The following is a 21,672-nucleotide window of genomic DNA, read 5'->3' as shown; positions in this document are numbered from 1 at the left end:
ACACACAAGAATCCGATTTCAGGAGACCCGTTTCTTCATGTTGCGCCTACTTTCCATCCGCGACTTCGTCATCGTCGACACGATCGAACTCGAGTTCTCGAATGGCTTCACGGTCTTTACCGGAGAGACCGGCGCCGGCAAATCGATCCTGATCGATGCGCTGCAGCTGGCCCTGGGCGGACGCGGCGAAGCCAGCATGGTGCGCGAGGGCGCGGCCAAGGCCGACATCAGCGCCGACTTCGCCCTCACGCCGGCCGCCACCGCCTGGCTCGAACAGCACGAGTTCGGCATCGAGGAGGGCGGCGCGCTGCTGCGCCGGGTGATCGACAACGCCGGCCGCTCGAAGGCCTACATCAACGGCATCTCCGCCACCGCCGGCCAGCTGCGCGAGCTGGGCGAGCTGCTGGTCGACATCCACGGCCAGCACGCGCACCAGTCGCTGCTCAAGCAGGACGCCCAGCGCGCCCTGCTGGACAACCAGATCGCGGTGCGCAATCCCGAGTCCACCGCCCAGGTGCAGGCGGTTGCCAGCTGCTACAAGGCGTGGCGCGCGTTGGCCCGCCAGCGCGAGGAATTCGAGACCAATGCCAAGAACGTGCTGCTCGAACGCGAGCGGCTCGAATGGCAGGTCGGCGAGCTCGACAAGCTGGCCGTCAAGCCGGGCGAGTGGGCCGAGATCACCAACGAGCACAGCCGCCTGTCGCACGCCGCTAGCCTGCTCGAGGGCGCGCAGGAAGCGCTGAACGCCATCTCCGAAGCCGAGCACCCGATCCTGTCGCAGCTGTCCTCGCTGAACCAGAAGCTGGGCAAGCTGGCCGACGTCGATGCCGGCCTGCAAGCCGTGCTCGACTGCATGGAGCCGGCCCGCATCCAGCTGCAGGAAGCGGTGTACGCGCTGAACGACTACATCGACAAGGTCGAGCTCGATCCCGAGCGCCTGGCCCAGGTCGATGCGCGCATGGACGCGATCCACAGCACGGCCCGCAAGTTCCGCGTCACGCCGGACGAGTTGCCGGACGAGCACGCCACATTGAAGGCCAAGCTGCGCCAGCTGGCCGACGCCAGCGACGTCGAAGGCCTGCGCCGCCAGGAAGAGAAGGCGAGGGCCGTCTACCTGGAAGCGGCCGGCAAGCTGTCGGCCACGCGCCAGGAAGCGGCCAAGCGCCTGAGCGAGCAGGTCTCGGAAGCGATGCAGGAACTGTCGATGAGCGGCGGGCGCTTCGTGGTCGCGCTGAATCCCTGCGAGCCGGCGGTGTATGGCCTGGAGCAGGTCGAGTTCCTGGTCGCCGGCCACGCCGGCGTCGCCCCGCGTCCACTGGCCAAGGTGGCCTCGGGCGGCGAGCTGGCCCGCATCTCGCTGGCGATCGCCGTGATCACCTCGCACGCCACCACGGTGCCGACCCTGATCTTCGATGAGGTCGACACCGGCATCGGCGGCGGCGTGGCGGAAGTGGTGGGGCGGCTGTTGAAACGTCTCGGCCACAGCCGCCAGGTGCTGTGCGTGACCCACTTGCCGCAGGTGGCGAGCCAGGCCAACCAGCACTTCCAGGTGGCCAAGGGCGCGACCGGCGACGGCAGGACGGTCTCGCGCATCGATGTGCTCGACAAGAAGGAACGGGTGGAGGAAGTGGCGCGCATGTTGGGCGGCATCGAGATCACCGAGACCACGCGCAAGCACGCGCGCGAACTGCTGGCGTCCTGAAATTCGAGCAGGTAATTTAACCCGTCGTCCCCGCGCAGGCGGGACCCAATCTATGCCCTTCAAAAAAGAACCGCCGCATACCCACGGCACGATCGCCAAGAGCGCCGTCGTGCTGGTCAACCTCGGCACCCCCGACGCGCCCACGCGCAAGGCGGTGCGGCGTTACCTGAAGGAGTTCTTGTCCGACCCGCGCGTGGTGGAGATTCCGCGCGCGGTCTGGAACCTGATCCTGAAGCTCGTGATCCTGCCTTTCCGCTCGGGCAAATCGGCGCAGAAGTACGCGATGATCTGGACCCGCGAAGGCTCGCCGCTGAAGGTGTACACGGCCAGGCAGGCGGCGAAGCTGGGGGAACTGCTCGGCGAGCGCGGCCACGAGGACGTCGAGGTGGCGATGGCGATGCGCTACGGCTCGCCGGCGCTGCCGCAGGTGCTGGACGAACTGAAGGCGAGGGGGATCGAGCGCATCGTGGTGCTGCCGGCCTATCCGCAATACTCGGGCACGACCACGGCCTCGATCTGGGACGCCGTCTACGCCCACTACGGCCAGGTGCGCAACATCCCCGAGCTGCGCCTGGTCAAGCACTACCACGACCACGAAGGCTATATCGAGGCGCTCGCCGATTCCGTGCTGGCCTATTGGGAAAGCCACGGCCGCGGCGAAAAACTGGTGATGAGCTTCCACGGCGTGCCCAAGCGCACCTTGATGCTGGGCGATCCCTACCATTGCGAATGCCACCGCACCGCGCGCCTGCTGGCGGCGCGCCTGCGCCTGTCGCCCGAACAGTACGTGCTCACCTTCCAGTCGCGCTTCGGGCGCGCCGAATGGCTGCAGCCCTATACCGCGCCGACCGTGCAGCAGCTGGCGCGCGACGGCGTGAAACGCATCGACGTGATGTGCCCGGGCTTCACCAGCGACTGCCTGGAGACGCTGGAAGAGATCAATATGGAAGTGCGGCACGATTTCGAATCGAACGGCGGCCAGGAATACCACTACATTCCCTGCCTGAACGACAATCCAGCCTGGATCACGGGCTTGGCGGAGATCGCCGAGCAGCACCTGATCGGCTGGCCCACCATGATGAGCCCATCACAGCGCGAAGCCCGGCGCAAGGATGCCGAAACCGCCCGCGAGCATGCGGCCCGGCTAGGGGCGTAACGCCGGCGCCGCATGGGCACGGGATGCCCATGCGGCGCGTAGGAGGGCAGCCGTGCCCACGCGGACGAAGCTGTTAAAATGGCACGTTTTGCGGCGTCGCCCCGAGTTCCGCCAGGCAGATCGCTGCCAACGCGAGGGTGGTCCAGACCACCACGGCGCCGCTGATCAGATGCAGTCTCATGATCCGTTCCCCTGTTCCTGTTAAGAAACATGGTAGAACGATTAACTGCTGATGGGTTCTGCTGCCGCGTAAATCTTGTAACAAAAAACTACGCGATATGCACATGTTAGCCCTGCAATTCCCCTTGAAAAGTAGGGGGATCACCCCATATGCGGCCAGTGTGACAAGCAGGATAAGTCAATCAATCAGCCAAGTCCTTGATTCTAGGAGTTTTTTCGATGCACGACCAAGAAAACCAAGAGGTATCCAAGCAGCCGGAAGGTGCGAATGCAGCTGATCCTGCAGCCAACGCAGCGAATGCGGGCCAGGCGGCACCGGCCACGGAGCCGAGTCTCGAAGAACAACTGAGCGCGACGGAGGCCAAGCTGGCCGAGATGCACGATGCATTCATGCGCGCCAAGGCCGAAGCGGACAATATCCGACGCCGCGCCCAGGAAGATGTCAGCAAGGCCCATAAATTTGCGATCGAAAGCTTTGCCGAGGCCATGGTGCCGGTGCGCGATAGTCTCGAGATGGCCCTGAAGGTCGAAGCGCCCACCGTGGAGTCGATCAAGGAAGGCGTCGAGATGACCCTCAAGCAGCTCACCACCGCGTTCGAGAAGAACCGCCTGGTCGAAGTGATGCCGCAGCCGGGCGACAAGCTCGATCCGAACAAGCACCAGGCCGTGGCCGTCGTACCGTCCGAGCAGGAAGCGAATACCGTCGTCGCAGTGTTGCAAAAAGGCTATATGATCGCCGATCGCCTGCTGCGTCCGGCCATCGTGACTGCTGCACAGCCGAAATAAAAATTGTTGAGACTGCTCTCAAGCTCTTGAAAGCACGCAGTTTTTCCCTATATTCGACACATCTGAAAACTAAGTATTAAAAAGGAAAATATTATGGGCAGAATCATCGGTATCGACCTGGGCACCACCAATTCCTGCGTGGCGATCATGGAAAATGGTCAGCCCAAGGTCATCGAAAATGCTGAGGGCGCCCGCACGACGCCTTCCATCATCGCTTACCAGGAAGACGGCGAGATCCTCGTCGGCGCGCCGGCGAAACGCCAGGCCGTGACCAACCCGAAGAACACCCTGTTCGCCGTCAAGCGCCTGATCGGCCGCAAGTTCGACGAGAAGGAAGTCCAGAAGGACATCTCGCTGATGCCGTATTCCATCGTCAAGGCCGACAACGGCGACGCATGGGTGTCCGTACGCGACAAGAAGCTGGCACCGCCGCAGATCTCGGCCGAAGTGCTGCGCAAGATGAAGAAGACCGCCGAGGACTACCTGGGCGAAGAAGTCACCGAAGCCGTGATCACCGTGCCGGCCTACTTCAACGACTCGCAGCGCCAGGCGACCAAGGATGCCGGCCGCATCGCGGGCCTGGACGTCAAGCGCATCATCAACGAGCCGACCGCGGCCGCGCTGGCATTCGGCCTGGACAAGACCGACAAGGGCGACCGCAAGATCGCCGTGTATGACCTCGGCGGCGGCACCTTCGACGTGTCGATCATCGAGATCGCCGACGTCGATGGCGAGAAGCAGTTCGAAGTGCTGTCGACCAACGGCGACACCTTCCTGGGCGGCGAAGACTTCGACCAGCGCATCATCGACTACATCATCGACGAGTTCAAGAAGATCAACGGCCTCGACCTGTCGAAGGACCCGATCGCCCTGCAGCGCATCAAGGCCTCGGCCGAGCGCGCCAAGATCGAGCTGTCGTCCTCGCAGCAGACCGAGATCAACGAGCCGTACATCGCCATGGCGAACGGCGCGCCGGTCCACCTGAACCTGAAGATCACCCGCGCCAAGCTGGAAGCCCTGGTCGAGGAACTGATCAACAAGACCATCGAGCCGTGCCGCGTCGCGATCAAGGACGCCGGCGTGAAGGTCTCGGACATCGACGACATCATCCTGGTCGGCGGCATGACCCGCATGCCGAAGGTGCAGGAAAAAGTGAAGGAGTTCTTCGGCAAGGACCCGCGCAAGGACGTCAACCCGGACGAGGCCGTCGCAGTCGGCGCCGCGATCCAGGGCTCGGTGCTGGCCGGCGACCGCAAGGACCTGCTGCTGCTGGACGTGACCCCGCTGTCGCTGGGTATCGAAACCCTGGGCGGCGTGATGACCAAGATGATCCACAAGAACACCACGATTCCGACCAAGTTCTCGCAGGTGTTCTCGACCGCCGACGACAACCAGCCGGCCGTGACCATCAAGGTCTTCCAGGGCGAGCGTGAGATCGCCGCCGGTAACAAGGGCCTGGGCGAGTTCAACCTCGAAGGCATCCCGCCGGCACCGCGCGGCACCCCGCAGATCGAAGTGACCTTCGACATCGACGCCAACGGCATCCTGCACGTGGGCGCGAAGGACAAGGCCACCGGCAAGGAAAACAAGATCACCATCAAGGCCAACTCGGGCTTGTCGGAAGACGAGATCCAGAAGATGGTGAAGGACGCCGAGCTGAACGCGGAAGAGGACAAGAAGGTCAAGGAACTGGCCGAAGCCCGCAACCAGGGCGACGCGCTGGTGCACCAGACCAAGAAGTCCCTGACCGAGTACGGCGACAAGCTGGATGCCGGCGACAAGTCGAGCATCGAATCGGCCATCAGCAGCCTGGAAGGGGTGCTGAAGTCCGGTGACAAGGCCGAGATCGAATCGAAGATCGCCGCCCTGAACACCGCCGCGCAGAAGCTGGGTGAGAAGATGTACGCCGACCAGGGCCAGGCGGGTGCTGCCGGTGCGGCTGGCGCGCAACAGCCGGGTGCCGATTCGACGGCCAAGGCGGACGATGACGTGGTCGATGCTGACTTCAAGGAAGTCAAGGACGCCAAGTAATGTCACAATAGGGGGTTGCGGGATGGCCGATGTGGCCACCCGCCATCCCTCGCGGAACATCCCGAGCCGATGCGGCCATATGGCGCCCGGCTCGGTTTTTTTGCACAGATAGTTCAGTAGATAGAGCAAGGTGCCGACAAATGGCAAAGCGTGATTTTTACGAGATCCTCGGCGTCGCGAAGACTGCGTCGGAAGACGAGATCAAGAAGGCTTATCGCAAGCTTGCGATGAAGTACCACCCCGACCGCAATCCCGACAACAAGGAAGCGGAGGAGAAGTTCAAGGAGGTCAAGGAAGCCTACGAGATGCTGACCAATCCGGAGAAGCGCGAGGCGTACGACCGCTACGGTCACGCCGGCGTCGATCCGAACAGCGGCATGGGCGGCGGTTTCGGCGCCGGTGGCTTCGGCGATGCTTTCGGCGACATCTTCGGCGACATCTTTGGCGGCGGACGCGGTCGCGGCGCGGGTCCGCAGGTGTACCGCGGCGCCGACCTGCGCTACAACCTCGAGATCACGCTGGAGCAGGCAGCCGCCGGCTTCGACACCACCATCCGCGTGCCGAGCTGGGACAAGTGCGATACCTGCCACGGCAGCGGCGCCAAGCCGGGCACGCAGCCGGTCACCTGCTCGACCTGCCACGGCCACGGCCAGGTGCGCATGCAGCAGGGTTTCTTCTCGATCCAGCAGACCTGCCCGAAGTGCCACGGCAGCGGCAAGATCATTCCGGAACCGTGCGCGGCCTGCGGCGGCGCCGGACGCATCAAGCGCAACAAGACCCTGGAAGTCAAGATCCCGGCCGGCATCGACAACGGCATGCGGATCCGCTCCTCGGGCAACGGCGAGCCGGGTACCAACGGCGGGCCGCCGGGCGACCTGTACGTGGAGATCCACATCAAGCCGCACGAGGTGTTCCAGCGCGAAGGCGACGACCTGCATTGCGAAATGCCGATCTCGTTCACCAAGGCGGCACTGGGCGGCGAGATCGAAGTGCCGACCCTGGGCGGCAAGGTGTCCTTCACCATCCCTGAAGGTACCCAGACCGGCAAGACTTTCCGCCTGAAGGGCAAGGGCATCAAGGGCGTGCGCTCCGGCTACGCGGGCGACTTGTTCTGCCACGTGGTGGTCGAGACCCCGGTCAAGCTGACCGACAAGCAGAAAGACCTGTTGAAGGAATTCGAGCGCCTGACCAAGGAGGGCGGCTCCAAGCACAGCCCGCAGAGCAAGGGCTGGATGGATAAAGTGAAGGACTTCTTCGAGTAAGAAGTCCACAGACCGCTGAATGGTGCGAGCCTTCGGCGGTTTTTTTTGACTAGAATATAGCCGATTAAATAACGTCGTCCCCGCCTTCGCGGACGACGAGAATAGGAATTCTCATGGCAAAAACTCCCACCGGCCTCACCGCCGCCGACCTGTTCGAGCGTAACCGCAAGTGGGCCGCTGAAATGGTCCAGGAAGACCCGGGCTTCTTCAAGGACCTGGCTTCGCAGCAGTCTCCCGAATACCTGTGGATCGGCTGCTCGGACAGCCGCGTGCCGGCCAATGAACTCGTGGGCATGGCACCGGGCGAGCTGTTCGTCCACCGCAACATCGCCAACGTGGTCGTGCATTCGGACCTGAACGCGCTGGCCGTGCTGCAGTTTGCGGTCGACGTGCTGAAGGTCAAGCACATCATCCTGTGCGGCCACTACGGCTGCTCGGGCGTTGGCGCGGCCCTGAACAACGTCCGCGTCGGCCTGGCCGACAACTGGCTGGGCCACGTGCGCGACGTGCGTGAGAAACACGGCAAATACCTGGGCAATGTGGCCGGCCTGGCCGCCACCAACCGCCTGGTCGAGCTGAACGTGGCCGAGCAGATCATCAACATCGCCCAGACCACGGTCGTGCGCGATGCCTGGGAACGTGGCCAGGAACTCACCATCCACAGCTGGGTCTACGGCGTGCACGACGGCCTGTTGCGCGACCTCGGCATCACCGTCAGCAGCCACGAGGAGATCCAGCCGAAGCTGGAACGCGTCCTGCAGGGCTACCTGGACAGCGACGCGCGCAGCCAGGCCAGCAACCAGGCTAGCAACTAAGCAAGCAAAAGGAAGGGCGCCGTCAGAAGCGGTGGCGCAAACCCATCGCGAGCTGGCGGTTGCCCGTGCCCGGCTCCTCGCTGTTGCCTTCGGTGTAGGCCGCGCCATTGTGGTTGTGGATCACGCCGTAGGAAGCGTAGACGTCGCTGCGCTTCGAGAACGCGTACATGTAGGCGGCGCCCAGCTGCTGCGCATCCTGGTTGTGGATGCCGCGGTCGTCCATCCGCACATAGGTCAGCACGACGGTACTCACGCCGAACGGCACCGACGCTCCCAGCAGCATGTCCCGGCTGTCGGTCGACGCGATCGGCGGCGCGCCGCCGAACACCGCCGCGCCATTGTTCAGGGGCGCGCTGTTGCGCCCTTTGTTGATCTCGTAGCCGAAGTAGGTGCGCACCACCCCGAAGTCGTAGTTCGCGCCCAGCAGCAGATTGCGGGCCGGGTCAAGGCCGGTCAGGGTGGCGCTGTCGTTGTTCTTGCGGTGGTAGGCGATGCGGGCGGCGAGCGGGCCTTTGCTGTAGCCGAAGGAGCCGCCGAAGGCACGGTTGGCAGCGCTGTCGCCGGGAACTTCGCCAGCCACGTACATCAGGTCGCCGCTGAAGCCGTTCATGTCGGGGCTGCGGTACAGCACCGAATTCGAGGCCCGGAAGCCGGTTGGCGGCATCAGGTTATTGGAGCGGACGACGCCGTTGCGCAGCGGGTCGACCACCACGTTGAGCGTGGTGAACAGCGGCGTGTCCTGCAGGCCGGCGGAGACCGAACCGAAGCTGCCGCGCAGTCCGACGATCGACGTGCGGCCGAACAGGGTGTTGTTCTGGGTCGAGGTGCCGTTGTCGGCGTGGATGCCGCCTTCGAGCACGAAGAACGCGGCCAGCCCATCGCCCAGGTCTTCGGTGCCGCGGAAGCCCCAGCGGCTCTGGGTGGCCATGCCGCTGGTCACGCGGGTCGAGGTGCCGGCGATGCCGCCCTGGTCGACCGACACGCCCACGTCCATCACGCCATAGAAGGCGACCGAACCGTCGGCCAGCGCGTTGCCGCTACATAAAATCGCGCTGCACAGCATGGCGGCGCACGGCAGAGAGAATTTAGCTTTCATTATGTTGTTCTACTTTCTTCGTGGTTCTTTTAAGCGGCGGTGACGGTGGCACGTACGAGTTCCGGATCGGGGATCGGCTCGATCTTCCCGAGCACGAACACGAAGCAGATGATGCCGACGATGAGGATGACGCCGGCGACGAAGAAGGCATTGGTGAACGAGGCGGTGGCACCGACGATCATGCCGGTCACGATCGGCGCGGCCGCGCCCATCAGGTTGTTGGCGAAGTTCATGATGCCGCCGATGGTGCCGGCGCCACCCTTCGGTGCGATCAGGGAAGGCAGCGACCAGCCGACCGGCGCGGCCGAGGCCAGGCCGCCCAGCGCGATCGAGATCCAGAAGATGGCCCAGGCCGGATCGTTGGTCTGGGTGGCCCCGAACACCGCCAGGCCGAAGAACATGCCGACGATCAGCACGCCCTTGCGCACCTTCGATTCATCCTTGCCGCGCGAGATCAGGTGGTCGATCAGCCAGCCGCCGACGAACAGGTCGGTCAGGGTGGCGAAGGCCCAGGGGATGGCGGCGAAGCCGGCCGACTTGATGATGCTCATGTGCATCTGCTCGACCAGGTAGCCGGGCAGCCAGGTCAGGAACAGGTAAAAGGTGTAGCCGTAGGCCGCGAAACCGAGCGTCAGGCCCCATACCTTGGCCTTGGTCAGCAGGTAGCCCAGCATGTTGAGCGCGCCGGCATCGGCCGGGCCTTCGGGGGCGGCGCCGCCGCGCTGGATGTAGTCGAGTTCCGCTTTCGACAGGTTCTTGTCCGCGCTCGGGTCGCGGTACAGCACGTAGAAGGCGATGAAGTACAGGAAGCTCAGGGTCGCGGTGAGCGCGAAGCCCCAGCGCCAGCCGAAGGCCACCACCGTGACCGCCACCAGCGGCACGCCGATCACGTTCGAGAACTTGGCGGCGGCATCGAAGATCGCGGTGGCCAGGCCGCGCTCATTGCGCGGGAACCAGTAGCCGGTGGCCTTCGAGCTGACCGGGAAGGCCGGCGCCTCGGCCACGCCCAGCAGGATGCGCGCCACGAAGATGCCGGCGAAGCCGCTCGAGAATGCCGTAATGACCGAGGCGATGCCCCACAGGAAGGCGCCCCAGCGCCCGACCCGGGTCGGACCGAAGCGGTCCAGCACCATCCCGACCGGGATCTGCAGCAGCGAATACGACCACGCGAACGCGGAGAACAGCAGGCCCAGTTCGACGGCGCTCAGGTGGAACACGTCCTTGATCTGGGGCGCCGCGACCGACAGGCCGATGCGGTCGATGTAGTTGATCAGGACGCCGACGCCGAGCAGCGCGCCGATGCCCCAGCGGCGGCGGGGAATGCCTTGGTTTCTGGTTGATGCCATGCTTGTCTCCTGTGACAGGTGGGTAGGGTTCTAGCGACCCTCGGGGTGAAGGATTTCTTGGGTGAGTTCCGGAAGCGTCTTGCCGATGTCGAGCAGCAGGCCGGCTTCGTCCTGCTGCAGGGGTTCGAGGTCGCGTAGCTGGCTGTCGAGCAGCGAGGCCGGCATGTAATGGGCGGTCCGGGCCAGCATGCGCTGGGCGATCAGCTCGCGCGGCCCGCTCAGGTGGGCGAAGCGCAGGCCGGGATCGGCGGCGCGCAGCAGGTCGCGGTAACGGCGCTTGAGGGCCGAGCAGGCCAGCACCAAGCCTTCGCCGCGCGCGCTGGCGGCGGCGATCTCGGCCTGCAGGGTGCGCAGCCAGTCGGCGCGGTCGTTATCGTCGAGGGGAATCCCGGAAGCCATCTTGGCCACGTTCGATGCGCTGTGGTAGGCATCGCCTTCGAGGAAACGCACGTTCAGCGCATGCGCCAGCCGTTGCCCGACTTCGCTTTTGCCGCAGCCGGAGACGCCCATCACGACCCAGCGGGCCGGGGGCAGGGAAGAGTCGACGTTATCTTGCATATTTACAATACCGATCAGTAAGGATGTTTTGGTAGCGCTACCAAATTTTGGCCGAGTCTACGCCGATCAGATATTTTGTAAAGATATTTCTATGCTGCGGCGCAGCACATAACTGCGGCGGCGCTGGTGACGCGGCCGCGCCCTTTTCGAGTGGCGGCCGGGAGGAAGGATCAGGCGCTTTCTCGCGCCATCAAGGTAAAGCCGAGATCGATGCGGGTCGAGGAGGGGTGTTCGCCACGGATCACGGCACGCAGCAACTGGGCCGCTTCGAAGCCGACGCGGTAGCGCGGGGTGGCGATGGTGGTGACGGACGGGTTCATCCAGGCCGATACCGGCAGGTCGTTGAAGCCGCAGATGGCAACCCGGCCGGGGACGGCGATGCCGCGCCGCTGGCACTGGAAAATGGCGCCCTGGGCCAGGTCGTCGTTGCAGCAGAAGATCGCGTCGCAGTCGGGCGTCACCGACAGCATGCGGCCCAGCAGCTCGGCGCCGAGCGCGATGGTCGACGGGTCGCCGACCATCAGTTCGAGCTGAGGATCGAGGCGGCCGGCTTCCTGCAGCGCGCGGCGGTAGCCTTCCGCGCGTTTCAGCGTACGCTCGTCGCGCTGGGCGCCCATGAAGCCGATGCGCCTGTAGCCTTTATCGAGAAGATAGCGGGTCATCGTGTAGCCGGCCTGGAGCTGGGAAAAGCCGACCGACAGGGCATCCGGCGAACTCGCCAGGTCCATCATCGACACCACCGGCAATTTCGAAGAGGCGAGCAATTCCGTCACCCGTTTGCTGTGGGTCAGCCCGGACAGGAGGATGCCGTCCGGGTTCGACTGCATATAAGTGCCGAGCAGCTTTTCTTCTTCGGCATCGGAATAGCGGGTGTTGCCGATCAGGATCTGGTAGCCGTCCGCTTCGAGTGCGTCCTGGATGCCGGCCAGGACTTCGGTGAACACGGCGTTCGACAGCGAAGGCACCAGCACCACGATCACTTTCGACTGGCTCGATGCCAGGGCGCGCGCGGCGCGGTTGGGCACGTAGCCCAGTTCCGCCACGGCCTGGGCAACGCGCGCGCGCAGGGCCGGCGACACCATGTCCGGCTGGCTGATCGCACGCGACGCGGTCATGGTGCCGACGCCGGCCCGGGCCGCCACCTCGGCCAGCGTGACGCGGCCGCTGGCACGGCTGCGGGGACTCTCTGGTTTATTCATCTGGTGGTCAATGGACAGTTTTGGTAGCGTTATCAAGGTTTCGACGGTAGCCGGGCGCTGTATGATGGCCTTCCCGCGCATGCGAACACTTGTATTGGAGCACGATTATGGCAAATGATCCGGCACTTGGCGACCTGGCGCAGCTACGCGACATCGTGCGCCAGTTCGTCGACGAGCGCGACTGGGACCAGTTCCACTCGCCGAAGAACCTGGCCGCGGCGCTGACGGTGGAAGCGGCCGAGCTGCTGGAGCACTTCCAGTGGCTGCACAACGGCCGTCCCGAGGAACTCGGTCCCGCCAAGCTGGTGGAGGTGCGTCACGAAATGGCCGACGTGCTGGTCTACCTGGTGCGGCTGGCCGACAAGCTCGACGTCGACCTTCTTGGCGCCGTGCAGGAGAAGATGGTGCTCAACCGGGCCAAGTACCCGGCCGAGCAGGTGCGCGGGGATGCGCGCAAGTATCACGAGTACAAATCGTAGGGTGGGCACCCCGTGCTCACCCTACATCCCGCCAAGGTAATGGCTCAGCACCCCATCCGAACTCCCGATGCCGAGGATCTCCATCAGCCGCTCGAGTTCGACACCGATGTGCTCGCGCGCCTCGGTGTCTTCTTCCTGCACGAGTTCCAGCGATTCCTGGAACTGCTTGAGTACCCAGAACTTGGTCGGATGGGCCTCGACGCCCGCCAGCAGCCGGGTGGCCAGGTCGTCCAGCACCACCGCCAGGCGCTCGCGTTCCGGCGACGGGTTCTCGCCCGGCAGGTCGGCCAGCTTGGGACCCTCGCGGAAGGCGCGCAGCCGTTCGAGCGTGCGCGGCACGACGAACAGCGGCGCGTCCTGCACGAACTCGAACGGGTCGCCGTCCATGCTTACAGGCCGCCCAGGCAGATGTACTTGACGACCAGGTAGTCGTCCATGCCGTACTTCGAGCCTTCGCGACCCAGACCGGACTGCTTCACGCCGCCGAAAGGCGCGATCTCGTTCGAGATCAGGCCGGTGTTAACGCCCACCATGCCGGTCTCGATCTGCTCGGCCACGCGCCACACGCGGCCGATGTCGCGCGAGTAGAAATAGGAGGCCAGGCCATACTCGGTGTGGTTGGCCAGGGCAATCACTTCTTCCTCGGTCTTGAAGCGGAACAGCGGCGCCACCGGGCCGAAGGTTTCTTCGTCCGATACCAGCATGCTCGGCGTCACGTCGGCCAGCACGGTCGGCTGGAAGAAGCTGTGGCCGAGTTCATGGCGCTTGCCGCCCAGCAGCAGGCGGGCGCCTTTCGACAGCGCGTCGGCGATGTGGTTTTCGACCTTGACGATCGCCTTGTCCTCGATCAGCGGTCCCTGGTTCACGCCCGGCTCCATGCCGTTGCCGACCTTCAGTCCCTTGACCTTCTCGGTGAAGCGGCGCGCGAATTCGTCGTACACGCCGTCCTGTACGTAGATGCGGTTGGCGCAGACGCAGGTCTGGCCGGCATTGCGGTATTTCGAGGCGACCGCGCCTTCGACCGCGGCGTCGAGGTCGGCGTCGTCGAACACGATGAAGGAGGCGTTGCCGCCCAGTTCCAGCGACAGCTTCTTGATCGTCGGCGCGCACTGTTCCATCAGCAGGCGGCCAACCGGGGTCGAGCCCGTGAAGCTCAGCTTGCGCACGATCGGGTTGGCGCACATCTCGGCGCCGATCGCCTTGGCATCGCCGATCACGACCGAGAACACGCCTTTCGGCACGCCGGCGCGTTCGGCCAGCACCGCCAGGGCCAGGGCCGAGAACGGGGTCAGCTCGGCGGGCTTGAGCACGATCGGGCAGCCGGCGGCCAGGGCCGGAGCGACCTTGCGGGTGATCATCGCGGACGGGAAGTTCCAGGGCGTGATTGCGGCGCAGACGCCGATCGGCTCCTTGGTCACGATCAGGCGGCGGTCGCGCGCCGGCGATTCCAGCACGTCGCCCTCGATGCGCTTGGCCTGTTCGCCGAACCACTCGAAGAACGAGGCGGCATAGCTGACTTCGCCCTTGGCCTCGGCCAGCGGCTTGCCCTGTTCGGCGGTCATGATGGCTGCCAGGTCGTCCGCGTTTTCCAGCATCAGGTCGTTCCACTTGCGCAGGACCAGGGCGCGTTCGCGCGCGGTCTTCTTGCGCCATGCCGGCCAGGCGGCGTTCGCGGCCTCGATCGCGCGGCGGGTTTCCTGCGCGCCCATGTGCGGCACGGTGCCCAGCGATTCGCCGGTGGCCGGGTTGATGACCTTGACGGTTTGCCCCTCGGCAGCGTCGCACCATTCGCCGTCGATATACGCTTGCTGGCGCAGCAGGGAAGGATCTTTCAGGTTCAGCATGGTTTCCTCGTGCTTGTTCGTATAGAAGGCAAAGATACCACGCAATTCGCTACGTCGTCCCCGCGCAGGCGGGGGACCCATGCTGAGATTCCGGGAATGTTAGCGGCAGCAAATCGGGACGCGGGTCATGGCTCCCCACCTGCGGGGGACGACATGTGGGCGGTCGAACGCTGCCGTTTGTGTTGGCATGGTTCTCGAGTTGACGATAAGCTTTTGCTAGCGGTTTCTGAACAGAGGAACCTATCCCCCTAGCAGATTTTATCGATGCGCAGCGGAAATTCATGCGCCTCTTGATCTGGATTAACGGCCACCCGCATTCGGATCAGATTGCAGTATGATGGTCCGTGTGCGCCTCACTTCAAGGTAGAGACCATGCGCCCGATCGTTATCGTCCCCGCTTGCACCCGCGATTTCGGAGAACATCCGTATCACGCGGCCCAGCACAAGTATATCGACGCAGTCGTCATCGGCGCCGATTGCGCCCCCATGATCCTGCCGTCGCTGGGGGAGGCGCTCGACCTGGAAACCATGCTCGATCTGTGCGACGGCATCATGCTGACCGGATCGGCATCGAACGTTCATCCCAGCTATTACTCCGAGGAAGTGCTCGACCCGAGCCTGCCGCAGGATCCGGCGCGCGACCAGACCACGCTGCCGCTGATCCGGCAGGCGGTCAAGCGCGGCATCCCGATCATCGCGATCTGCCGCGGCTTCCAGGAGATGAACGTGGCGCTTGGCGGCAGCCTGTACCAGGCGGTGCAAACGGTGCCGGGACACTTCGACCACCGCGAGAATCCCGAGCTGGGGATGGACGAGCAGTACGGCGACGCGCACAAGATCAGGATCATGCCAGGCGGGATGCTGCATGGCATCCTCGGGGCGGACGAAATCCCCGTTAACTCCCTGCACGGCCAGGGCGTCCACGAACTGGCGTCCGGCCTGACGGTCGAAGCGGTGGCCGAGGACGGGCTGGTCGAGGCGTTTTCGGTGTCGATCTCGCCGGGCTTCACCCTGGCGGTCCAATGGCACCCGGAATGGCGCATCGCCCACAATCCGCACTCGATGAAAATGTTCGGCGCATTCGGCGACGCCTGCCGCGCCCGCTTTCAGGCCAAGAAACGGAAGAACTTATGACCGCCTATGAAAAATGGGCGGCCCGCTCCGTCCCATAGCGCCCCTGTTCAGACAAGCCCGCGCGCCGCGGGCTGCGTTTGCGCGCCCGCGACCCTTCAACGAACAGAGGAATCACCATGGCAATCCGCGACAATTTTTCTTATAACGACATGGACGAGTGGCTCAACGGCAAGAGAGTCACCGAAATCGAATGCCTGGTCCCCGACCTGACCGGTGTTGCCCGTGGAAAGATTTTGCCACGTGTAAAATTTACCGAAGACCGGGGCATGCGCCTGCCGGAAATCGTGCTGGGCATGACCGTCACCGGCAATTCGCCCGAGGACGACGACGCCTTCGACCGCGCGATCTCGACCACCGACCGCGACATGATCCTGAAGGCCGATCCGGGTACGATCACGATGGTGCCATGGGCCGTCGATCCGACCGCGCAAGTCATCCACGACTGTTATTTTTCCGACGGCCGCCTGGTCGACTTCGCCCCGCGCAGCGTGCTGCGGCGCGTGCTGAAACTCTACACGCAGAAGGGCTGGAAGCCGCTGGTGGCGCCGGAACTCGAGTTCTACCTGACGGCCAAGAACATCGACCCCAACCTGCCGCTGGCCGCGCCGATCGGCCGCAGCGGGCGGTCCGAGACCAGCCGCCAGGTCTACAGCATCGACGCCGTCAACGAATTCGACCCGCTGTTCGAGGACATCTACGACTACTGCGACATGATGGGCCTGGACGTCGACACCCTGATCCACGAGATCGGCGCCGGACAGATGGAGATCAACTTCCAGCACGGCGAACCGCTCGGGCTGGCCGATAAAGTCTTCTACTTCAAGCGCACGCTGCGCGAGGCAGCGCTCAAGCACGACATGTACGCCACCTTCATGGCCAAGCCGATGGCCGGCGAACCGGGTTCGGCGATGCACGTGCACCAGAGCGTGGTCGACGGCGAGACCGGCCAGAACATCTTCAGCAAGGAGGACGGCTCGCCGTCCGAGCTGTTCCGCTGGTATGTGGGCGGCCTGCAGAAGTACATGCCGTCGGCGATGGCGATCGTCGCGCCCTACGTAAACTCCTACCGCCGCATCGTGCGCCGCGCCGCCGCGCCGATCAATTTGCAGTGGGGCGTGGACAACCGCACGGTCGGCATCCGCGTGCCGGTATCGGGCTCGCAGGACCGGCGCGTCGAGAACCGCGTGATCGGCGCCGACGCCAACCCGTATCTGGCCCTGGCCGTGACCCTGGCCTGCGGCTACCTCGGCATCCAGGAGCAGCTCGAACCGACCCCGATGGTCGAGGGCAGCGCCTACAAGATGGCCGTGGAACTACCGCAGGGCCTGCCGGAAGCGCTGACCCTGCTGCGCCGCGAAGACCGCCTGCGCGACATCCTGGGCGAGCGCTTCATCGACGTGTATTCCGCGGTCAAGGAACTCGAGCACCAGGAGTTCATGACCGTGATCAGCCCGTGGGAACGGGAACATTTACTGCTCCATGTGTAAAGAACGGATAACAATGGGAGTCCATCATGGCAAGCGACATCATTGCGGGGGCAGACGTGCTCGCGCCGGTCCGGGAGGTCGACAGCCCGGGATTTGAGACGTCGGGTTTTGACACGCGCGCACTGCAGGAGCTCGACAGCGCGCACTACCTGCATCCCTTCACCGACCACGGCGCGCTGCGCGAACGCGGCGCGCGCGTGATGGTGCGCGGGGACGGCATCTATCTGTGGGATTCGGACGGCCACAAGGTCATCGACGGCATGTCGGGCCTGTGGTGCGTGAACGTCGGCTACGGCCGCGCCAGCATGACCGCCGCCGTCGCCAGGCAGATGGACACGCTGCCCTTCTATAACAGCTTCTTCAATACGACCAACGTGCCGGCGCTGATGCTGGCGGCGCGCCTGGCCGGGCTGGCGCCGCCGGGCATCGAGCACGTGTTCTTCACCGGTTCCGGCTCGGAAGCCAACGACACCATCGTGCGCATGGTGTGGCGCTACTGGCAGCTGATGGGACAGCCGCAGCGCCAGGCCATCATCAGCCGCCGCAACGCCTACCACGGCAGCACGGTCGCCGGGGCTTCGCTGGGCGGGATGGCGGGCATGCATGCGCAGGGCGCGCTGCCGATCCCCGGCATCCACCACATCGGGCAACCGCATTTCGCCGAGCACGGCCAGGGCATGAGCGAGGCCGAGTTCGGCCTGCGCGCGGCCGGCTGGCTGGAAGAGAAGATCCTCGAACTGGGGCCGGAGAATGTCGCCGCCTTCATCGGCGAGCCGGTGCAGGGCGCCGGCGGCGTGATCATCCCGCCGCCGACCTACTGGCCCGAGATCCAGCGTATCTGCGACAAGTACGGCATCCTGCTGGTGTCCGACGAGGTAATCTGCGGCTTCGGCCGCCTCGGCACCTGGTTCGGCTGCCAGCTGATGGGCTTCCGGCCCGACCTGATCGCCTTCGCCAAGGGCGTGACCTCGGGCTACGTGCCGCTGGGCGGCGTGCTGGTAGGCAGCCGCGTGGCGCACGTGCTGGTCGAGAAGGGCGGCGACTTCAACCACGGCTTTACCTATTCCGGCCATCCGGTCACTTGCGCGGCGGCCCTCGAGAACCTGCGCATCATGATCGACGAGGGCCTGGTCGAACGGGTGGCGCTGGAGACCGGGCCGCACCTGAAAGCGGCGTTCGCGGCACTGGCCTCGCACCCGCTGGTCGGGCATGCCGAAAGCATCGGCATGGCGGCGGCCCTGAACCTGGTGCGGCGCAAGGGAAGGACCGTGCACGACTGCGAAGCCTTCGCGCCCGGGCTGGCGGTGGGAATGGTATGCCGCGGGCACATGTTCGACAACGGCGTCATCATGCGCGCGGTGGGAGACCGGATGATCGTGGCGCCGCCGCTGGTGATGACCTGTGCGCAGATCGACGAGATGGTGGAGCGGATCAGGTTTTGTCTGGACCTGACCTTGGAAGACGTGGAACGGCGAGGATGGAGGTAGGGTGGGCACACCGTGCCCACCCTACGTGTTTAGACGCTCACTGCCGTCTTGTGCGGCTCATGCCGGTTCTTCAGCACCTGCGGCGCCAGCGAGCCCGCGATCATGCCCGCGAACGCCGCGATCAGGCCCGCCAGCTGGCCGGGGAAGGCTTCGCCCAGCGAGGAGATCTGCGGGAAGTACACGATCCAGGTGGTGATGCCGGCCGCCAGCGACAGGATCGCGCCCTGGGTGGTGGCGCGCTTCCAGTACAGGCCCATCACCAGCGGCACGAAGGCGCCGACCAGGGTCACCTGGTAGGCCGAGGACACCAGGTCGTAGATCGAGGTGCCCTTCATCGCGACCGCATAGGCCAGCACCATGGCCGCGAACACGACGATGGTCACGCGCATGGCCAGCAGCTGCTGGCGGTCGGTCATGCCCGGACGCAGGTTCTTGAGGATGTTCTCGGTGAAGCTGGTCGACGGCGCCAGCAGTGTGGCCGAGGAGGTGCTCTTGATCGCCGACAGCAGGGCGCCGAAGAACAGGATCTGCATGATGAGCGGCATGCGGGTCATCACGAAGGTCGGCAGCACGCGCTGGTAGTCGCTCTTGGCCAGCTCCATCGCTTCGTTGCCCATCACGATCACGGCGCAGGCGACGATGAACATCGGCACCGCGGCGAACAGGATGTAGCTGGCGCCGCCGATCACGGCGCCGGCGCGCGCGGTCGGCGCATTTTTCGCCGACATCACGCGCTGGTACACGTCCTGCTGCGGGATCGAGCCCAGCATCATCGTCACGGCCGAGCCGACGAAGAAGGCGACGTCGGTGAACTTCGCCTTCGGCAGGAAATTCCACAGGTCCTTCTGCTGAACCATGTGCAGCACGGCGTCGCTGCCGCCCGCCAGTTTCGACGAGAAGAAGGCGATGATGGACAGGCCCACCACCAGCACGATCATCTGGATGAAGTCGGTGATCGCCACCGCCAGGAAGCCGCCCACGACCACGTAGATCAGCACGGCGAGCGTGCCGACGATCATGCCGGCGGTTTCCGACATCGCGCCGCCGGTCAGCACCGAGAACACCAGGCCCAGCGCGGTGATCTGCGCCGCCACCCAGCCCAGGTAGGACAGGATGATGGCGGCCGAGCAGAACACTTCGATGCCCTTGCCGTAGCGGGCGCGGTAGTAGTCGCCGATGGTCAGCAGGTTGAGCTTGTAGAGACGGGCGGCGAAGAACAGGCCGACCAGGATCAGACAGGTGCCGGCGCCGAACGGGTCTTCGACCAGCGCGCCCAGGCCGCCCTGCACGAACTTGGCGGGAATGCCCATCACGGTCTCGGCGCCGAACCAGGTGGCGAAGGTCGTGGTGATCACCATGATCAGCGGCAGGCTGCGGCCGGCCACGGCAAAGTCGGCGGTATTCTTGATCCTCGTACCGGCCCAGACGCCCAGGCCGAGCGTTCCCAGCAGATAGAGCACGACAGACGAAATCAGGATGGTGTTCATTGCACTTGTGCTCCGGGCGAAAGAGGAATTTCGGGCGGGAAAAATTCGCGATTATAGCGGCATAAATCGGCAATCGGATCGATTTTGTTTGCTAGTATCGACCAGACAACAGCAACGCATCCAGAAGGAGACAAGATGACGTCGAACTCATGGCATGAACGCTCCAAAACAGTGCACATCGACGGCCGCGCGGTCATCGAAGGCAAGCGTATCGACGCGGCGTCCGGCGCCCGCTTCGACTGTATCTCACCGATCGACGGACGCAAGCTCGGCGAAGTCGCGCGCTGCGGCCTTGACGACGTCGATGCCGCCGTCGCCAGCAGCCGCGCCGCCTTCGAGGACGGCCGCTGGTCCGGCAAGGCGCCGGCCGAGCGCAAGCGCGTGCTGATCCGCTTTGCCGACCTGATGCTGGCGCACAAGGACGAGCTGGCCCTGCTGGAAACCCTCGACATGGGCAAGCCGATCCGCTACAGCCGCAGCGTCGACGTGCAGCTGGCCCAGAACTGCATCCGCTGGTACGGCGAGGCGATCGACAAGCTGTACGATGAAATCGCGCCGAGTCCGCAGGACAGCCTGGCCCTGGTCACGCGCGAGCCGGTCGGCGTGGTGGCCGCCATCATCCCCTGGAACTACCCGATGCTGATGGCCGCCTGGAAAATCGGCCCGGCCCTGGCCGCCGGCAACAGCCTGGTGCTGAAACCCTCGGAAAAGGCGCCGCTGACCGCGCTGCGCCTGGCCGAGCTGGCACTGGAAGCCGGGGTGCCGGAAGGCGTGTTCAACGTCCTGCCCGGCTATGGCGACGAAGCGGGCAAAGCCCTGGGCGTGCACATGGACGTCGACTGCATCGCCTTCACGGGTTCGACGCGCGTCGGCAAGCAGATCCTGCAGATGGCGGGCCAGTCGAACCTGAAGCGGGCCTGGACGGAGCTGGGCGGCAAATCAGCGAACATCGTCTGCGCCGATTGCCCGGACCTCGACGCGGCGGTGGCCGGCGCGATCGGTTCGATCTACTTCAACCAGGGCGAAAGCTGCAACGCGCCGTCCCGCCTGTTCGTCGAGGAATCGATCCGCGAGGCCTTCCTCGACAAGGCCATGGCCCTGATGCCGAAGTACGCGCCGGGCGACCCGCTGGACGAATCGACCGTGATGGGCGCGATCGTCGACGCGGTCCAGATGAAGACGGTGCTCGGCTATATCGAAGACGGCAAGGCGGCCGGCGCGCGCCTGCTCGCGGGCGGGCGCGCCGCACGCGCGGAGACGGGCGGCCTGTACATCGAGCCGACCCTGTTCGACGGCGTCGACGCCGGCATGCGCATCGCGCGCGAGGAGATCTTCGGGCCGGTGCTCTCCGTGCTGTCGTTCACCAGCCTGGACGAGGCGGTGCGCCAGGCCAACGGCACGCCCTACGGCCTGGCGGCGGCAGTCTGGACGTCGGACATGAGCAAGGCGATCCGCACTGCCCGCAGGCTGCGCGCCGGCACCGTGCACGTGAACCAGTACGACAGCGACGACATCACCGTGCCCTTCGGCGGCTACAAGCAGTCGGGCAATGGCCGCGACAAGTCGCTGCACGCGTTCGACAAGTACACGGAGCTGAAGACGACCTGGATACAAATTTGAAGA

General features: G+C 64.9%; 18 protein-coding genes. 11 read left to right on the top strand and 7 right to left on the bottom strand.

Annotated elements, in window-relative coordinates:
* The first annotated feature begins 37 nt into the window (after positions 1–37).
* From recN to can, 6 genes are all read left to right on the top strand, one after another.
* Complete coding sequence (gene recN, locus ACI48D_RS13165) at positions 38–1,702, top strand: DNA repair protein RecN (protein ID WP_435571670.1); 1,665 nt, start codon at positions 38–40, stop codon at positions 1,700–1,702.
* A gap of 52 nt (positions 1,703–1,754) precedes the next feature.
* Complete coding sequence (gene hemH, locus ACI48D_RS13160) at positions 1,755–2,858, top strand: ferrochelatase (RefSeq protein ID WP_435571669.1); 1,104 nt, start codon at positions 1,755–1,757, stop codon at positions 2,856–2,858.
* Positions 2,859–3,257: 399 nt separating this feature from the next.
* The gene (gene grpE / locus ACI48D_RS13155) at positions 3,258–3,824 is read left to right on the top strand and encodes a nucleotide exchange factor GrpE (protein WP_435571668.1); all 567 of its coding nucleotides are present in this window, start codon (positions 3,258–3,260) and stop codon (positions 3,822–3,824) included.
* 93 nt (positions 3,825–3,917) lie between these two features.
* Positions 3,918–5,855, top strand: a complete 1,938-nt coding sequence (gene dnaK, locus ACI48D_RS13150; protein ID WP_435571667.1) for a molecular chaperone DnaK — start codon at positions 3,918–3,920, stop codon at positions 5,853–5,855.
* A 140-nt stretch (positions 5,856–5,995) separates the two neighbouring features.
* Positions 5,996–7,117: a molecular chaperone DnaJ gene (gene dnaJ, locus ACI48D_RS13145; RefSeq protein WP_435571666.1), complete on the top strand. Its 1,122-nt coding sequence runs from the start codon at positions 5,996–5,998 to the stop codon at positions 7,115–7,117.
* A gap of 113 nt (positions 7,118–7,230) precedes the next feature.
* Positions 7,231–7,932 (top strand): carbonate dehydratase, encoded by a 702-nt coding sequence (can, locus tag ACI48D_RS13140; protein WP_435571664.1) that lies wholly within the window; start codon positions 7,231–7,233, stop codon positions 7,930–7,932.
* 22 nt (positions 7,933–7,954) lie between these two features.
* On the opposite strand, the gene ACI48D_RS13135 is transcribed toward can, so the two are convergent.
* From ACI48D_RS13135 to ACI48D_RS13120, 4 genes are all read right to left on the bottom strand, one after another.
* Entirely contained in the window at positions 7,955–9,028 is a 1,074-nt protein-coding gene (locus ACI48D_RS13135) for a porin (protein ID WP_435571662.1), read from the bottom strand.
* 29 nt (positions 9,029–9,057) lie between these two features.
* The gene (locus tag ACI48D_RS13130) at positions 9,058–10,374 is read right to left on the bottom strand and encodes an MFS transporter (RefSeq protein WP_435571661.1); all 1,317 of its coding nucleotides are present in this window, start codon (positions 10,372–10,374) and stop codon (positions 9,058–9,060) included.
* 30 nt (positions 10,375–10,404) lie between these two features.
* Positions 10,405–10,932 (bottom strand): gluconokinase, encoded by a 528-nt coding sequence (locus tag ACI48D_RS13125; RefSeq protein ID WP_435571660.1) that lies wholly within the window; start codon positions 10,930–10,932, stop codon positions 10,405–10,407.
* Positions 10,933–11,102: 170 nt separating this feature from the next.
* Complete coding sequence (locus tag ACI48D_RS13120) at positions 11,103–12,131, bottom strand: LacI family DNA-binding transcriptional regulator (RefSeq protein WP_435571658.1); 1,029 nt, start codon at positions 12,129–12,131, stop codon at positions 11,103–11,105.
* 107 nt (positions 12,132–12,238) lie between these two features.
* On the opposite strand from ACI48D_RS13120, the gene ACI48D_RS13115 reads away from it, so the two are divergent.
* Positions 12,239–12,610: a nucleotide pyrophosphohydrolase gene (locus tag ACI48D_RS13115; protein ID WP_435571657.1), complete on the top strand. Its 372-nt coding sequence runs from the start codon at positions 12,239–12,241 to the stop codon at positions 12,608–12,610.
* A gap of 21 nt (positions 12,611–12,631) precedes the next feature.
* Here the strand turns inward: ACI48D_RS13115 and ACI48D_RS13110 are convergent, their stop codons facing one another.
* Positions 12,632–12,997, bottom strand: coding sequence for a DUF4844 domain-containing protein (locus ACI48D_RS13110; RefSeq protein WP_435571656.1), 366 nt, complete (start codon positions 12,995–12,997; stop codon positions 12,632–12,634).
* Between the two features lie 2 nt (positions 12,998–12,999).
* A complete protein-coding gene (locus ACI48D_RS13105) occupies positions 13,000–14,454 on the bottom strand; it encodes an NAD-dependent succinate-semialdehyde dehydrogenase (protein WP_435571655.1) in 1,455 nt (484 codons plus the stop codon).
* Positions 14,455–14,826: 372 nt separating this feature from the next.
* On the opposite strand from ACI48D_RS13105, the gene ACI48D_RS13100 reads away from it, so the two are divergent.
* The 3 genes from ACI48D_RS13100 (at position 14,827) to ACI48D_RS13090 (ending at position 18,562) form a co-directional block, all read left to right on the top strand.
* Entirely contained in the window at positions 14,827–15,588 is a 762-nt protein-coding gene (locus ACI48D_RS13100) for a gamma-glutamyl-gamma-aminobutyrate hydrolase family protein (RefSeq protein WP_435571654.1), read from the top strand.
* Positions 15,589–15,704: 116 nt separating this feature from the next.
* Positions 15,705–17,075: a glutamine synthetase family protein gene (locus tag ACI48D_RS13095; RefSeq protein ID WP_435571653.1), complete on the top strand. Its 1,371-nt coding sequence runs from the start codon at positions 15,705–15,707 to the stop codon at positions 17,073–17,075.
* A gap of 26 nt (positions 17,076–17,101) precedes the next feature.
* Complete coding sequence (locus ACI48D_RS13090) at positions 17,102–18,562, top strand: aspartate aminotransferase family protein (RefSeq protein WP_435571652.1); 1,461 nt, start codon at positions 17,102–17,104, stop codon at positions 18,560–18,562.
* Between the two features lie 29 nt (positions 18,563–18,591).
* On the opposite strand, the gene ACI48D_RS13085 is transcribed toward ACI48D_RS13090, so the two are convergent.
* Positions 18,592–20,049 (bottom strand): sodium:solute symporter family protein, encoded by a 1,458-nt coding sequence (locus ACI48D_RS13085; RefSeq protein ID WP_435571651.1) that lies wholly within the window; start codon positions 20,047–20,049, stop codon positions 18,592–18,594.
* A gap of 135 nt (positions 20,050–20,184) precedes the next feature.
* On the opposite strand from ACI48D_RS13085, the gene ACI48D_RS13080 reads away from it, so the two are divergent.
* Positions 20,185–21,669, top strand: a complete 1,485-nt coding sequence (locus ACI48D_RS13080; RefSeq protein WP_435571650.1) for an aldehyde dehydrogenase — start codon at positions 20,185–20,187, stop codon at positions 21,667–21,669.
* Positions 21,670–21,672 lie beyond the last annotated feature (3 nt).

The organism is Massilia sp. LXY-6 (genome assembly GCF_051233485.1).
Taxonomy (GTDB): Bacteria; Pseudomonadota; Gammaproteobacteria; order Burkholderiales; family Burkholderiaceae_D; genus Telluria.
The sequence above is the reverse complement of the archived record's forward strand: the minus strand, read 5'-3'. Positions and strand labels throughout refer to the sequence as shown.

What these genes read in the sequence shown, in the direction of transcription:
- ACI48D_RS13090 (WP_435571652.1), top strand. Translation starts at nt 17,102, where the DNA reads ATGGCAAGCGACATCATTGCGGGGGCAGACGTGCTCGCGCCGGTCCGG.
- ACI48D_RS13085 (WP_435571651.1), bottom strand. Translation starts at nt 20,049, where the DNA reads ATGAACACCATCCTGATTTCGTCTGTCGTGCTCTATCTGCTGGGAACG.
- ACI48D_RS13110 (WP_435571656.1), bottom strand. Translation starts at nt 12,997, where the DNA reads ATGGACGGCGACCCGTTCGAGTTCGTGCAGGACGCGCCGCTGTTCGTC.
- dnaK (WP_435571667.1), top strand. Translation starts at nt 3,918, where the DNA reads ATGGGCAGAATCATCGGTATCGACCTGGGCACCACCAATTCCTGCGTG.
- hemH (WP_435571669.1), top strand. Translation starts at nt 1,755, where the DNA reads ATGCCCTTCAAAAAAGAACCGCCGCATACCCACGGCACGATCGCCAAG.
- ACI48D_RS13095 (WP_435571653.1), top strand. Translation starts at nt 15,705, where the DNA reads ATGGCAATCCGCGACAATTTTTCTTATAACGACATGGACGAGTGGCTC.
- ACI48D_RS13130 (WP_435571661.1), bottom strand. Translation starts at nt 10,374, where the DNA reads ATGGCATCAACCAGAAACCAAGGCATTCCCCGCCGCCGCTGGGGCATC.
- ACI48D_RS13080 (WP_435571650.1), top strand. Translation starts at nt 20,185, where the DNA reads ATGACGTCGAACTCATGGCATGAACGCTCCAAAACAGTGCACATCGAC.
- recN (WP_435571670.1), top strand. Translation starts at nt 38, where the DNA reads ATGTTGCGCCTACTTTCCATCCGCGACTTCGTCATCGTCGACACGATC.
- ACI48D_RS13105 (WP_435571655.1), bottom strand. Translation starts at nt 14,454, where the DNA reads ATGCTGAACCTGAAAGATCCTTCCCTGCTGCGCCAGCAAGCGTATATC.
- can (WP_435571664.1), top strand. Translation starts at nt 7,231, where the DNA reads ATGGCAAAAACTCCCACCGGCCTCACCGCCGCCGACCTGTTCGAGCGT.
- ACI48D_RS13115 (WP_435571657.1), top strand. Translation starts at nt 12,239, where the DNA reads ATGGCAAATGATCCGGCACTTGGCGACCTGGCGCAGCTACGCGACATC.
- grpE (WP_435571668.1), top strand. Translation starts at nt 3,258, where the DNA reads ATGCACGACCAAGAAAACCAAGAGGTATCCAAGCAGCCGGAAGGTGCG.
- ACI48D_RS13125 (WP_435571660.1), bottom strand. Translation starts at nt 10,932, where the DNA reads ATGCAAGATAACGTCGACTCTTCCCTGCCCCCGGCCCGCTGGGTCGTG.
- dnaJ (WP_435571666.1), top strand. Translation starts at nt 5,996, where the DNA reads ATGGCAAAGCGTGATTTTTACGAGATCCTCGGCGTCGCGAAGACTGCG.
- ACI48D_RS13135 (WP_435571662.1), bottom strand. Translation starts at nt 9,028, where the DNA reads ATGAAAGCTAAATTCTCTCTGCCGTGCGCCGCCATGCTGTGCAGCGCG.
- ACI48D_RS13100 (WP_435571654.1), top strand. Translation starts at nt 14,827, where the DNA reads ATGCGCCCGATCGTTATCGTCCCCGCTTGCACCCGCGATTTCGGAGAA.
- ACI48D_RS13120 (WP_435571658.1), bottom strand. Translation starts at nt 12,131, where the DNA reads ATGAATAAACCAGAGAGTCCCCGCAGCCGTGCCAGCGGCCGCGTCACG.